The following is a 13,574-nucleotide window of genomic DNA, read 5'->3' as shown; positions in this document are numbered from 1 at the left end:
AGGGTTTATGATGTTTTTAATACTTACGTGGTTTTTTACGAAGTAGTTTTTATTAGTCTTGCAAGAAAATCATAATGCGGTCCGTCACAGATTTTTTCACACGTAAAACCTGCTTTTGTTGCTTCGGTTTTCAAGGTTTTGTAATCGAGGTATAACCAGTCAAACGCAGGAGAAGTTTGCTTTTTGTATTGAATTTTAAAAGTGACTTCGCCATAATAATCCCGGCTTGCATCACGCCAATAACTCCCGTCTTCTTCCTCATACATAAAAGCAATATCGCTAGAGTCTACAAGGATCTGGCCGCCGGGTTTGAGTAGGCTGCGTAAATGGGTTAAATACCCTTCAGTATTTTTAAGTGTTTGAAAAATACCGGTACCATTCATCATTAACAGGAGGGTATCGTAACCGTTTTCATCATAATCCAATACATCAGAAACAACCGTTTTTTTAATACCGCGATTTTTGCAAACTTCGATGGCACCTTCTGAGATGTCTAAGGCCAAAACATCAATACCCTTATCTTGAAGATAAAGCGAATGGCTGCCGGCGCAAGCGCCAATATCCAGGGTTTTTCCTTGGGCGAGCTCGAGTGCCTCTTGTTCAACCAGAGGCATTTCTTCATAACTGCGGAAAAGATAAGGTACAGGTATCTCGTCATCTTCGGTAAGCGAGGAGATCACCGTAATGTCTTCTGTATAGTTTTCGTTATAAAAATCAAGAAGTGCTTGACCAAATATATCCGGGTTTTGAGAATCTTTTTCGGCCATAAACTAAGGGTGCTTTAAATGCTTATTTTTACGGTATGGATGAATTTATTGAGCAGCTGCCCAATCTTGCCAAAGATAAGCATAAAGAGACTGCTGCCTATTTTAAAAAGCTGAAGCGAAAACCGCCCAAAGATCTGGATTATCAAATGCAGGAATTGCATGATGAGGAATTTGAGCGTACCGATTGTCTCACCTGCGCAAATTGCTGTAAGACTACTGGTCCGCTTTTTACCGATAGAGATATTTCCCGAATCGCGAAGCATTTTAGAATGAAAGACGCGCAATTTATAGATACTTATTTACGCATTGATGAAGACAACGATTATGTGCTGCAAGAAGTGCCGTGTACATTTCTGGGAGCAGATAATTATTGTATGATCTATGATGTTCGCCCAAAAGCCTGTGCCGAATTTCCTCACACAGACCGAAAGAAATTTCAGCAAATCACAAATATCACTTTAAAGAATGTTGCTATTTGTCCGGCCGCGTATAACATTGTTGAGCAAATGAAAGAACGTATCAAACTCAAATAATTCCTATGAAAAACATTATAAAAATTCTATTTCTAGCACTGACTGCAACAGGTTTTAGCCAACAGATAGATGCCGATAAAAGTGCCTTTGCACATACGTTTTCTATTGTGGCACGTGATGCTGAGACCGGTGAAATGGCGGTAGCTGTGCAAAGCCATTGGTTTAGCGTGGGTTCTCTGGTGAGTTGGGGGAAGAGCGGAGTAGGAGTAGTTGCTACTCAGTCTTTTGTTAATCCTTCCTATGGGCCTAAAGGTTTAGCCTTGATGCAGGAAGGAATGTCTGCGGAAGCTGCGCTTGAACAACTTATCGCCGAAGATGAGGGTAAAGCCTATCGGCAAGTTGCTTTCTTAGATGTCAACGGAAATGCTTCAGCCTACACGGGTGAAAAATGTGTGGTATATGCGAGTCAAATAACCGGAGACAATTTTTCCGTGCAGGCCAATATGATGTTGACGGATCAAACGGTTCCTGCGATGGCGGAAGCTTTTGAGAAGTACGGCGAACTTCCGTTAGCTGAGCGAATGGTTGAAGTTTTAAAAGCAGCACAGGCTGCCGGTGGCGATATCCGCGGAAAGCAATCTGCAGCATTGATCGTAGTAGGGCCAGAATTGGTTGAGAATCCTTGGGAAGAATATAAGATCAATTTGCGTGTAGATGATCACCAAAACCCCATTGAAGAATTAGACCGTTTACTGAAGGTTGCCCGAGCATACGAGTATATGAATCGCGGTGATTTAGCTGTAGAAGCAGGCGATATGCCCGAAGCTTTAAAACAATATGGCTCTGCCGAAACGATGTTTCCTGACAATTTGGAAATGAAATTCTGGAAGGCGGTAGCGATGGCCAATGATGGTCAGCTTCAAAAAGCCAAACCTATTTTCAAGATGATTTTTGAACATGATAAAAACTGGCGCGAAATGATAGGACGCTTGGTAAAACCGGGATTGCTTACCGTGAGCGCATCAGAAGTAGCGGAAATTCAGAAATTATAATTCAATTTATAGTTTTTAGAACGCATAAAAAATGCCTGAGTAACGTACTCAGGCATTTCTATTTTATATTTAATCGACTCTAGTCGTCTAGACCGCCGCGACGGTTTCCATCACGAGGTTCAGGCCAAGTCATTTGCTCACCTGTTCTTTTATTAACCGGTAGTACAATTTGGTCACGAGAAGTTTTCTCATCGTCTTCACTCGCCATATACGCTAAGACAGCGGTCAGGATCGCATTGTTTTGCACGTCATCCCAAACGATCTTATCATAGGTATCGCGGTTGGTATGCCACGTGTAGTTCCAGTAATTCCAGCTTAGCGAGCTTAGGTTAAACGCAGGAGCGCCAGCCGCTACAAAAGAAGCGTAGTCAGAACCACCACGCCCCGGAGCTCCAGGAAAATGCGTTTCAATTGATGCTACTTCATCAGGAACTGCATTTAACCAACGACCTAGATAGTCGTAAGCATTTAAAAATCCGTTTCCTGAAATATTAGCTACACGACCTGTACCATTATCTTGGTTGAATACTGCTTGAACGCCTGCTACGATCTCAGGATGATCTTTTACAAAAGAACGCGACCCATTCAGTCCCTGCTCTTCACTGCCCCAATGTCCTACAAGAATGGTGCGTTTTGGGTTAGGGTATACTTGCTTCAAGATGCGCATAGCTTCCATCATTACCAAGGTTCCGGTACCGTTGTCTGTTGCGCCCTGGCCACCATCCCAAGAATCAAAATGCGCAGAAAGAATCACATACTCCTCAGGTTTTTCACTTCCTTTTATTTGAGCAATGGTATTAAACGTGGGTTGTTCACCCAATTCTTCAGACTCTGCAACCACTTTGATCACAGGCTTGTCGCCATAATCTGCAAGACGGTAAAGCAGGCCGTAATCTTCTAAAGCGATATCTACCATTGGGATTTCTTCAGTATAGGCAGAAAATACTTTGTTTACACCAAAACCGCGTGACCAATTGCTGGTAATCACACCTACAGCACCGGCTTCTTCTAATATTTTAGGAAGCTCTCTTGAAGAATATCCTGTAGCTTTAATGCGTGCATTCCAGGCGTCATTGAGTGCATCACGATCTTTTTTCATTTTCTCAAAAGACTCAGGAGTCGCCCATTCTTCCCAATTGTCATCAGGTCTACCGGTAGGTTGTGGCATAGAAACCAAAACAAATTTCCCAGCTACCTGAGAAAGCATATTTTTAAAGCTAACCGAATCTTTAGCCTCTGGAAGTACTATAACTTCGGCTTCTACACCTTTTGATTTGGTTGCAGGAGACCAGGCTAATTGCATACCCTCAAGGCTTACCCGGCGCGGACTTACCAAATCGATGTGCGTGATTCCGCGATCCCAACCTTTCCAGACGCCCCATTGTTGATTTTCAGCATCGATGCCCCAATCAGAATAGGTTTCAACAGCCCAATCATGCGCGTGCTTCATTTCTGGAGAGCCCACCAGACGTGGTCCTACTACATCAAGAAGTTGGTGCGCAAGAAGTTTAAGTTGTGAATTTTCGGTTGCTTCTTTGACGATCGCCTCAACCGTTTCTTCTTGCGTTTGAGCAAAAAGCCCTGAGCTTAGGCTAGCGCCAAGCAAGCATAAGTAAAACGTTTTTTTCATTTAAATAAAATTAAGTGCTAAATAGTGTTAGACCTTAAAATTAAGATTTCGTACGCTACTGTTGACTAAAAAGATGCAATAATAGCAGGTATCTTTTTATGAGATAAGAAGTTCCTATATATAGAAAAAAATCAGAATCAATCAGCGATGGCACTTAAGACGATGTTTCTGAATTTCCAGCCGGTCTCATCGCCGCCAACTTTTTGGGTTTGCTTCATAATGATCCCAATGAGTTGCTCTTCAGGATCTGCAAAATACTGGGTGTTAAAATAGCCGCCCCACTCAAAAGTTCCTGCACTTCCTTTGCCGCCTTTGGCCGCACCTAGATCATCAACAACGCTAAACGCAAGGCCGTGATGCGACCCATTACCTTTCCATATTTCCCCTATTTGATTGCTCAAAATAAAATCAACCGTTGTGCGGCTTAGTATTCGGTTTCCATTGAATGTTCCTTTATTGAGATACATCTGAAGAAATTGTGCATAATCTACTGGCGTACTTGATAATCCTGCTCCACCGGAGAAGAAAGTCATTTTTCCTTTTTTAGGATAATCAGGGTCATAAAATGTTGTCGGGAAATCAATCCATCTTCCATCCTCTTTGGTTTGAACAGCTACCAGCAGATCTTGCTTTTCTTTGGGTAGGTAGAAGTAGGTATTGTGCATGGCTAAGGGCTCAAAGATTTCTGTTCTAAAGAATTCGTCAAGCGGCTTCCCTGAAATAATTTCAATAAAATAACCCAATACATCAAGCCCTTCGCTATAGGTGAAGTTGTCGCCCGGATTGTGATGCAGTGGCAATTTTGCCAGTTTTTTGACACTTTCTTCAATTGTGATTTTTTCGGTGGTAAAAAGATCAGTCACACCAGCAGCATCATAGATTTTTTTGAATCTGGGATCGCCATCAATTTGACCGTAACCAATTCCTGAAGTATGGGTAAGCAAATGTCTAATAGTTATAGGGCGCACAGCGGGATGAGTGGTGTAGCTTCCGTCAGGTAGGAGGGAGTCCAGAACTTGAGCATCTTTAAACTCCGGAATGTATTTAGAAATGGGATCGTCGAGTTGAAATTTTCCGCGTTCCCAAAGAATCATTACTGCGGTTGAGGTGATGGCTTTGGTTTGAGATGCGATCCTAAAAATCGAATTACTATCAAGCGCTTCGCCCTGAGCATTAGCAGCGCCAAAAGCTTTATGATAAACAAGTTTTCCGTTGCGGGCTACTAAAGCTACCATTCCCGGCACTTGTTTTTCTGCGAGAGCTTCAAGCGCCATCGTATCAAGATAAGAGAGTCTAGAGCTGCTCATTCCGGCTGCTTCGGGTTGTACTTTGGGGAGCAGATTTTCTTGTGCAAAGAATTGAACATGAACGAGAATTGCGCAAATACATAGCCAGCGCAGGCTAAAAGATTTTTTCATAATGGAACGGGTTAGTTGCAAAAAAATACCTCAGAATTTCTTCTGAGGTATAAATTTAAACTTAATTCAATTCAAAAATTAATATATAGTTTGCGTGATCACTTAATGCTGCTGTTCGCTTTGCCCAACGTAATCACCCGATTGCTGCCTTTAACCGGCTTACTATTGATAAACTTCTCTTCAACTAAACGCACTTGTTTGTTTTGAGTTTCGTACTGCGCTAAAGTTAACTTTAAGGTATGATACCCAACCATATTAAAAAGAATGGTGTCTTGTTGCTCCAGTCCGTGTGCTTGCTCGAAGTAAAAGATACCGTCGTTTTTAGAAGTCACTCCTTTTTTGATAGACTTGATAAAAACATTTACTCCTTCAATAGGTTCTTGAGTTTTAGCATCGGTAATCGTACCGTACAGACGTTGCCCGTAAAATGGGACGCTGAAAAAAAAGGCACAAACAAGAATTATAATAGATTTCATAGCTCAATCGTTATCGGATTTGTATTCAACACGGATTCAGAAAACTAAATCAGCGGATAAATATAACTATTTCGTTGTAGATAAAAAGTTAATTCTTCAGATAAGTACGTTAAACCCCAGTTAGCCGATGTCTGCTCTATGGATACAAGACATATTTTTGGCGAAGTACTTTGAACGCTTCTAGGCCATCCTGCCAACTTGCTCTAATTTCCTGCATAGAAGCTCCACTTTCTATTTGCTGTTGTAACTGTTCGGTGCCGGCGTGTGCTGTGAAATTTTTAGTGTTGAAGAATTCCTTTTTCTTTTCGTAATTGCGGTAGGCGTCTATAATAAATTGAAGATCAACTTCTTGAAGTTTTGGTAGCATTCGCAAGTCTAAACCATTGCAGGTTTCTCCGTTGAATTTTGGGTTTTTAGAGCCAAAATTGGGTTGCGGCGTATAACTAAAGGGATATTGCTCTTGTGGAAGAAACGGGGAACCAATGATCTGAAACTGCATTTCAGTCCCGCGACCGGCATTTAACGTTGTGCCCTCGCACAAGCCAAGACTTGGGTAAAGCATAATCGATTGATCATTGGGTAAGTTGGGAGAAGGGCGCACCGGTAGGGAGTAAGCTAAATCGTGCGCATAATTTTGCATAGCGACCACGGTAAGTTTTGCTGGCTGCGCTGTTTGAAGCCAGCCTTCTTGATTCATCATCTGCGCATATTCGCCAATGGTCATCCCGTGTACAAGCGGAACACCGGCATGCATTCCTAAAAAACTGGTATGCGCTGCTTCCATAATGGGTCCGTCTACATAGCTTCCATTAGGATTGGGCCGATCTAAAACAACTAAAGGAATCGAAGCTTCAGCTGCAGCCTGCATGACATAATGTAAAGTAGCGATATAGGTGTAAAATCTAACGCCTACATCTTGAATATCAAAAACAATAACATCTACTCCGGCCAATTGCTCTGGCTTTGGTTTTTTATTGTTTCCGTATAAAGAAATCACCGGTAAACCGGTTTTAGGATCTTTCCCGTCTTTGACCGCTTCCCCTGCATCTGCAGTGCCTCGAAAACCGTGCTCCGGAGAAAACACTTTTACAATATTGATCTGATGCGCGACTAAAGAATCTACTAAATGAGTATATGCTTTTTCGCTTGATGATGAGGCTTTGAGAATAAGGGAACTAGGGTTGCCAACAACTGCAACCTTTTTGTCTTTTAATAAGGGGAGATAAACTTCCGTGCGATTGGCGCCAAGAACGATGGGTGCAGGTTCTGGAGTTTTAGTTTTTGCCAGCACGTCATTTTGTGACTTGGGAGATGGCAGGCTTTGATTTTTAGTTCCGGGCGTGTTTCCGCAGGAAATACTAATTACAAAAACTAAAAAAAAGGTACTTTTGAATAAACGAAACGCCATAGGACGATTGAATTTTGAATATTTTACAGCTAAACGCATAATTGGCGCCAAGAAGTATAAAAGTACTGCTTCAACCCCTATAATTAAAATTGCAATCATCGCAATAATTCTAGGCGTGGTCATGATGATGATTACCATCGCCACCGGTGTGGGACTTCAGCAAAAGATTAAAGAAAAAGTTTCAGCCTTTAATGGGGATATTATTATTTCTCAATTTGACGGAAATAACAGCGATATCACGCTGAACCCTATTCCAAAAAATCAAAGTTTTTACCCCGATTTTGATGCCGTACCTGAAGTAACTCACGTGCAGGTTACGGCAACAAAAGCCGGTGTGATTCGTACCGCTACAGATTTTGAAGGGATTATTGTAAAAGGCGTAGGAGATGATTACCGATGGGATTATATGCAGGATTTTCTAATTGAAGGTCGTGTTCCTGATTATACCGAAAATCTAAATACAGAAATTCTCGTAAGTCGATATCAAGCTAACCGTTTAGGGTTTAAAAATGGAAATAAAGTAATTGTTTTCTTTTTGAAAGAGGATGGCGGTTTTTTAAATCGAAGGTTTGACATCGTAGGTATTTATGACAGCGGTTTTCAAGAATTTGACGAAAGTTTCATTTTTGCAGATATCAGGCACGTTCAAAAACTCAATAATTGGCCGGCAGATCAAGTAGGTGCGTTTGAGGTTTTTGTCAGCGATTTTGATCGAATCAATGAGATCGGTACAGCGATTTATGAAAACACAGATTCGTTTTTAAATACAATGACCATCACCCAGAAGTACTATTCTATTTTTGAGTGGTTGTCTTTATTTGATTTCAATATCGCACTTATCATAGTGGTGATGATTATCGTTGCGGGGATCAATATGATCGTTGCGTTACTCGTGTTGATTCTGGAGCGTACACCTATGGTGGGTATTCTTAAAGCGCTGGGGGCAAACAACTGGAGTATTAGAAAAATCTTTATGTATAACGCATTGTATTTAGTAGGCGTTGGTTTATTTTGGGGAAACGTCATAGGATTGAGCTTACTCTTATTACAGCATTATTTTGGACTGATCACACTAAATCCTGAGACTTATTATGTGAGTGAGGCTCCTGTTTATATCGATTGGTATTATATCGTGTTGCTTAACGTAGGCACATTTTTGCTTTGCGCATTAATGCTGTTGATCCCGTCTTATGTGGTTACGCGTATCTCTCCGGTGAAAACCATTAAGTTTGAATAATACGGTTTTTACAATTGAGTAGCTCCATACAACAGTTGAGTGTTTTCTAATTGAATAGGTAACTTCTAGCCTTCATCTTTGAGGTGTTAAAACTTCAATTATGGAAACAGCAATACGCACAGCGATTTACATTCACGCTTTTTTTGGTGGAATAGGTTTACTTTCAGGAACCCTCAGTTTAGTCACGAAAAAGGGAGGGAAAGTCCATAAACAATCCGGGAAATGGTTTGTAATAGGAATGTTAGTCAGTTCTGGGCTGTCGTTGCCCATCGCTTGTATGCCGGGACATCACAATCCTTTTTTGTTTTTAATAGGTGTTTTTACTATCTATATGGTTTTGGTAGGCAAGCGCGTATTGCGCTTTAAGCGTAAGACCGCTCAGGTTTCTAAATTAGATTGGGGGATTACCATCACCATGACGCTGCTTTCGGTTTTGATGATCTTATGTGGAATCTTAAATAGTTTCGGAAATAACGTCCTTTTCATTTTCTTCGGAATCATAAGCTTGATGCTGTGCTTTCAGGATTTTAGATTTTGGCGAAAGCCGAGAAGGTCAAAAACCGGATGGCTGTCACAACATATAGGCAAAATAACCGGTGCCTATATTGCTTCGGTGACCGCTTTTCTCGTGGGCGGTATGAAAATGCAAGGGCTTATGGTCTGGATTCTACCTTCAATCATAGGTAACACCTTTATCATCTATTACATCATTAAAGTACGCGGAGGTTTTAAAAAACGAAAAAAAGTCGCTTCTTAAATCTTCTTGAGAAAAACTCAAAATGTTGTTAAACCTTCAGTTGGGGTCGGTTTTTATCTCTAATTTTTGAGAATAATTAATCAGTTGTCGATTTTGATAGAAAATCTTCAAATAGCTGAAAAATTAAAAGAAGACCGCCTGTATGCAATACGCCGAAAATATATTAGAAACCATTGGCAAAACGCCTTTGGTCAAAATGAATAAACTCACTGCAGAACTTCCGTGTTTAGTTTTAGCCAAATACGAAACCTTTAATCCGGGAAATTCTACTAAAGACCGAATGGCTTTAAAAATGGTTGAAGACGCCGAAGCGCAAGGCCTGATCAAACCCGGCGGTACGATCATAGAAGGAACTTCAGGAAACACAGGTATGGGGTTGGCGCTGGCAGCCATCGTAAAAGGTTATACTATGGTCTGTGTGATTTCTGATAAACAGAGTAAAGAAAAAATTGACATTTTAAAGGCTGTGGGGTGCGAGGTTGTGGTTTGCCCCACAGATGTAGATCCAGACGACCCTGAGTCCTATTATAGTACTTCTAAGCGGTTGGCTAAAGAAACGCCTAACTCGTGGTATGTAAATCAATATGATAATCCTAGTAATGCGCAAGCGCACTTTGAATCTACGGGCCCTGAAATCTGGGATCAAACTGATGGGAAGGTCACCCATTTTATTTGTGGCGTAGGAACCGGCGGAACCATTTCTGGAGTAGGAAATTTTTTGAAAAGTAAAAATCCCGACATTAAAATTTGGGGTGTAGATACTTATGGTTCGGTCTTCAAAAAATACCACGAGACCGGTATTTTTGATGAAAATGAGATCTATCCCTACATCACTGAAGGGATAGGGGAGGATATTCTTCCTGAAAATGTGGACTTTAAAATTATTGATGGCTTCACCAAAGTAACTGATAAAGATGCAGCCGTTTATACACGGCGACTAGCACGAGAAGAAGGATTCTTCCTAGGAAATTCGGCTGGTGCAGCGGTCAAAGGCTTGCTGCAATTGAAAGACAAGTTTACCAAAGATGATGTGGTAGTAATCCTTTTTCACGATCACGGAAGTCGTTATATCAACAAAATGTACAACGATGAGTGGATGCGTGAAAAAGGATTTTTAGAGTAACTCTTTTCTAACTTTCTTCACGAGTCATGGTCATCCCTTGAATTTTATAATCTGCGTCTTCCTCGCTACTCTTAACGATCATTGCAGAGCCGTTATACGACATCGTGTTTCCATCTTTGGTAAGAATGGTATATCTAAACGGTAACTTCACATCTGTACCATTTGCGCCTTTTACTACTTGAGGATCTGTGGTGTAGCTTACTGTTGCCGTTTCTACATTGGCGTGTTTCTCAGCAAATTCAGAAGGTGTTGTTCTTTCGCTATTGGACTGAGATAAGGCTTCGTAAGCTTCGTTGGTTTCTCCACGTTCGATGGCATCGAAATAATCATTAATGACTTTTTTAGCGCTGTTGATTTCGGCTAGATCTTCGGGAGAAGTTTCTCCTTCTTGTCCTGAGGTTTGATACATATCTTCAGGGGTAACCTGTTGATTTTTTTCTTCGAGTTCAACCTCGCCTTTATCGTTGGTTTTTCGATCTACACAAGAAGCGAAGATCATTGAAGTAGCTAAAGCTAAAGTTAGCATTGAATTTTTCATAGTTGTATTAGTTTTTGATAAAATTAATCAGCCTTAAGTCTTGAGGCTATTAAGGTTATGCTAAAATTGAATTAACTTTAAGCTAATGAAAGAGGCTTTTTTGCACTATTTATGGCAGTTCAGAAAATTTGAAGGTGCTACTTCAAGTGGGTTGCTGTTGTCTGATGAGCAAAGAAGTATTCAGGTGATTCATCCTGGCGGTTATAACGCACTTGCTGGTCCTGATTTTTTTAATGCGCAGATACGCATTGGCGAGCAGTTGTGGGCCGGAAATGTTGAAGTGCATTTAAAAAGTTCAGATTGGTACCTGCACCGGCACGAGCGCGATCAAGCGTATTCAAATGTAATTCTACACGTGGTCTGGGAAGACGACTGTGAGGTTTTTGACGCAGCAAATTTGCTGATTCCTACTTTGGTATTGAGCGATAAGGTCTCACCACAAATGTTGCAGAGCTACAAGGCTTTGCTAGAAGCAAAGTCCTATAGGTTTATCAATTGCGAGTCAGATTTTGCAGAGGTTGATGCGGCTCTTTTTGAGCATTGGATTGAGCGGTTGTATTTTGATAGGCTGGAGCGTAAAGTAAGTCTTGTTCTTGGAAAATTAGAGTTGGTAACCGGCGATTGGGAAGCTGTTTTGTTTTTGACGCTGGCGCGGAATTTTGGGACGGTGATCAATGCGGATGCTTTTGCAGAACTCGCTCAGATTATTCCGTTTTCAATAGTGCGCAAGTTGGGCCAACAACCGGGACAACTCGAAGCCGCGTTGCTGGGACAAGCGCAAATGTTAGCTGATGATCCTATTGAACAGCAACCAAAACTTTGGAAGAAGGACTATTTATATATAAAACACAAATTTGAATTATCTGAAGGAATTCGGTATCCGATGCAGTTTTTTAAGTTGCGTCCTCCTAATTTTCCGGGCATCCGAATTTCGCAACTCGCGCAATTGTATGAGCAACATCAAGATTTGTTCTCAAAATGTATGGCAGCGCAAACCCGATCAGAACTTCAAAAGTTACTTAAGGTAAGTACTTCAACCTATTGGGAAACCCATTACACTTTTGGAAAACCTCATAAACCCCGAATTAAAAAATTGTCTGATGCTTTTATCGATGTGCTTATCATAAATAGTATAATTCCCTTGAAGTTTGCGTATGCTCAGGCTAAAGGCCTTGATGTGCAAGAGCAATTGTTAGATTTGATGCGTAGCATTCCGCTAGAGAAAAACAGTATTGTAAGTACGTTTGAAAAACTCAAGACTTTTGAGCGTGACGCGTTACACAGTCAGGCTTTGCTACAATTAAAAAGAGAATATTGTGATCTCAATCAATGTTTAAAATGTGAAATAGGTAATTATTTAATTTCGAATTAAGTTTGATAGAATGATTGTTTTTGAAGTGTTGTATTTTGCAGCAGAATAACAGGAACGCGATGAAGTTTATATATGCGATAAGACATTTTTTTGAGCGAAACGGCTTTTACGTAAGTTCAAGACTGGCCGATAGGTTAGGGATTCGCGCTAAAAATGTGCGTTTATTCTTTATTTATTTGTCATTTGCGACTGCGGGTCTTGGGTTTGCGGTGTACTTGGTTTTAGCGTTTTGGCTAAAACTGAAAGATTTGGTGTACACCAAACGCACTTCTGTATTTGATCTATAATTTATGCTGAAAATTTTTAGAAGCCGAATTTACGTAGCCATACTTTTAATCATAAGTATGCTGATGCTTGGTGTGTTTGGGTTTCGGTTTTTAGCAGAATACACCTGGACCGATGCGGTGTATATGACGATGATCACGATAAGTACGGTAGGTTTTGGTGAGGTACAACCGCTTAATGATTCTGCTAAAATTTTTACGGTAATTTTAATTTTAGTGAGCGTGATCGTGCTGGGTTATGCAATATCTATCATCACCGAATATATATTGAGTCGCAGTAATTTTGAACTTATAAAACAACGTAGTGTGCAAAAAAAGATAGACAGTTTAAATAACCACGTGATCGTTGTGGGATTTGGAAGAAATGGTAAGCAAGCAGCGCAAAAACTTACGACCTACGGTCGCCCATTTGTGGTGATCGAGCGCGATGAAGAGATCGTAAATAAATTTCACTCAGACCAGATGTTGTTTGTGACAGGAAATGCTAATGAAGACGAAGTGTTAGTGCAGGCAGGAGTGAAGCGGGCATCCACTTTAATTTCGGCATTACCAGATGACTCAGATAATTTGTTTGTGGTGCTGTCGGCGCGGCAAATAAATCCAGATCTAAAAATCATCAGTAGAGCTTCGGAAGAAACTACGTATCAAAAGCTAAAATTCGCCGGAGCAGATAATGTGATCATGCCAGATAAAATAGGAGGTGACCATATGGCGTCGTTGGTTGTGGTGCCAGATTTAGTAGAATTTTTAGATAATCTACAAGTCGCTACCGAAGGTCGTGTCAATGTACAGCAGGTAACTTTTGAAGCGGTCTGCCCCGATCTTAAAACTAGGTCTATCAGAGATATCGACCTTAGAAATAAAACCGGATGTTCTATTATAGGCTATAAATCTGCTGATGGTGATTATATCATAAATCCTGAAGCTTCTTTAAAATTAGAGCGTGGTTGTATCTTAATTGTGATTGGAAGACCTGAACAGATTGAAAATTTACATAGAGAATTTGCGATTTAGTATTATGTTTACGGTTCAGTAGTGA

General features: G+C 40.7%; 14 protein-coding genes. 8 read left to right on the top strand and 6 right to left on the bottom strand.

Going from position 1 to position 13,574, the window contains the following annotated elements; genetic code table 11:
* Nucleotides 1-35: 35 nt before the first annotated feature.
* Nucleotides 36-767, bottom strand: a complete 732-nt coding sequence (locus LDL79_RS03310; protein WP_225599143.1) for a class I SAM-dependent methyltransferase — start codon at nt 765-767, stop codon at nt 36-38.
* Between the two features lie 35 nt (nt 768-802).
* On the opposite strand from LDL79_RS03310, the gene LDL79_RS03305 reads away from it, so the two are divergent.
* Nucleotides 803-1,300 (top strand): YkgJ family cysteine cluster protein, encoded by a 498-nt coding sequence (locus LDL79_RS03305; RefSeq protein WP_072983746.1) that lies wholly within the window; start codon nt 803-805, stop codon nt 1,298-1,300.
* Between the two features lie 5 nt (nt 1,301-1,305).
* Nucleotides 1,306-2,292, top strand: coding sequence for a DUF1028 domain-containing protein (locus tag LDL79_RS03300; RefSeq protein ID WP_225599142.1), 987 nt, complete (start codon nt 1,306-1,308; stop codon nt 2,290-2,292).
* 79 nt (nt 2,293-2,371) lie between these two features.
* On the opposite strand, the gene LDL79_RS03295 is transcribed toward LDL79_RS03300, so the two are convergent.
* The 4 genes from LDL79_RS03295 to LDL79_RS03280 all read right to left on the bottom strand — a co-directional run bounded on the left by LDL79_RS03295 (nt 2,372) and on the right by LDL79_RS03280 (nt 7,224).
* Nucleotides 2,372-3,922: a M20/M25/M40 family metallo-hydrolase gene (locus tag LDL79_RS03295; RefSeq protein ID WP_225599141.1), complete on the bottom strand. Its 1,551-nt coding sequence runs from the start codon at nt 3,920-3,922 to the stop codon at nt 2,372-2,374.
* A 137-nt stretch (nt 3,923-4,059) separates the two neighbouring features.
* On the bottom strand, nt 4,060-5,340 hold the full coding sequence (locus LDL79_RS03290) for a serine hydrolase domain-containing protein (protein WP_225599140.1): 1,281 nt from the start codon (nt 5,338-5,340) through the stop codon (nt 4,060-4,062).
* A 98-nt stretch (nt 5,341-5,438) separates the two neighbouring features.
* On the bottom strand, nt 5,439-5,816 hold the full coding sequence (locus LDL79_RS03285) for a carboxypeptidase-like regulatory domain-containing protein (protein WP_225599139.1): 378 nt from the start codon (nt 5,814-5,816) through the stop codon (nt 5,439-5,441).
* 136 nt (nt 5,817-5,952) lie between these two features.
* Entirely contained in the window at nt 5,953-7,224 is a 1,272-nt protein-coding gene (locus LDL79_RS03280) for an exo-beta-N-acetylmuramidase NamZ family protein (RefSeq protein ID WP_225599138.1), read from the bottom strand.
* Nucleotides 7,225-7,231: 7 nt separating this feature from the next.
* On the opposite strand from LDL79_RS03280, the gene LDL79_RS03275 reads away from it, so the two are divergent.
* From LDL79_RS03275 to LDL79_RS03265, 3 genes are all read left to right on the top strand, one after another.
* Nucleotides 7,232-8,461 carry an ABC transporter permease gene (locus LDL79_RS03275; protein WP_225599924.1) on the top strand — a complete coding sequence of 410 codons (1,230 nt, stop codon included), beginning with the start codon at nt 7,232-7,234 and terminating at the stop codon, nt 8,459-8,461.
* 100 nt (nt 8,462-8,561) lie between these two features.
* Entirely contained in the window at nt 8,562-9,218 is a 657-nt protein-coding gene (locus tag LDL79_RS03270) for a DUF2306 domain-containing protein (protein WP_225599137.1), read from the top strand.
* 142 nt (nt 9,219-9,360) lie between these two features.
* Nucleotides 9,361-10,341, top strand: coding sequence for a PLP-dependent cysteine synthase family protein (locus LDL79_RS03265; protein ID WP_225599136.1), 981 nt, complete (start codon nt 9,361-9,363; stop codon nt 10,339-10,341).
* Between the two features lie 7 nt (nt 10,342-10,348).
* On the opposite strand, the gene LDL79_RS03260 is transcribed toward LDL79_RS03265, so the two are convergent.
* Nucleotides 10,349-10,879, bottom strand: a complete 531-nt coding sequence (locus LDL79_RS03260; protein WP_225599135.1) for a hypothetical protein — start codon at nt 10,877-10,879, stop codon at nt 10,349-10,351.
* Between the two features lie 85 nt (nt 10,880-10,964).
* Between LDL79_RS03260 and LDL79_RS03255 the strand changes: the two genes are divergently transcribed.
* Genes LDL79_RS03255 through LDL79_RS03245 form a run of 3 tightly spaced genes read left to right on the top strand, consistent with a single transcriptional unit; the run spans nt 10,965 to nt 13,549 of the window.
* Nucleotides 10,965-12,251: a DUF2851 family protein gene (locus tag LDL79_RS03255; RefSeq protein ID WP_225599134.1), complete on the top strand. Its 1,287-nt coding sequence runs from the start codon at nt 10,965-10,967 to the stop codon at nt 12,249-12,251.
* Between the two features lie 59 nt (nt 12,252-12,310).
* Nucleotides 12,311-12,538: a PspC family transcriptional regulator gene (locus LDL79_RS03250; protein ID WP_072983773.1), complete on the top strand. Its 228-nt coding sequence runs from the start codon at nt 12,311-12,313 to the stop codon at nt 12,536-12,538.
* 3 nt (nt 12,539-12,541) lie between these two features.
* Nucleotides 12,542-13,549: a potassium channel family protein gene (locus LDL79_RS03245; protein ID WP_167597841.1), complete on the top strand. Its 1,008-nt coding sequence runs from the start codon at nt 12,542-12,544 to the stop codon at nt 13,547-13,549.
* The last annotated feature ends 25 nt before the right edge of the window (nt 13,550-13,574 follow it).

Source organism: Leeuwenhoekiella palythoae, from assembly GCF_020310025.1.
In the GTDB taxonomy this organism is placed as follows: Bacteria; Bacteroidota; Bacteroidia; order Flavobacteriales; family Flavobacteriaceae; genus Leeuwenhoekiella; species Leeuwenhoekiella palythoae.
This window is presented reverse-complemented; position numbering and strand designations above follow the sequence as displayed.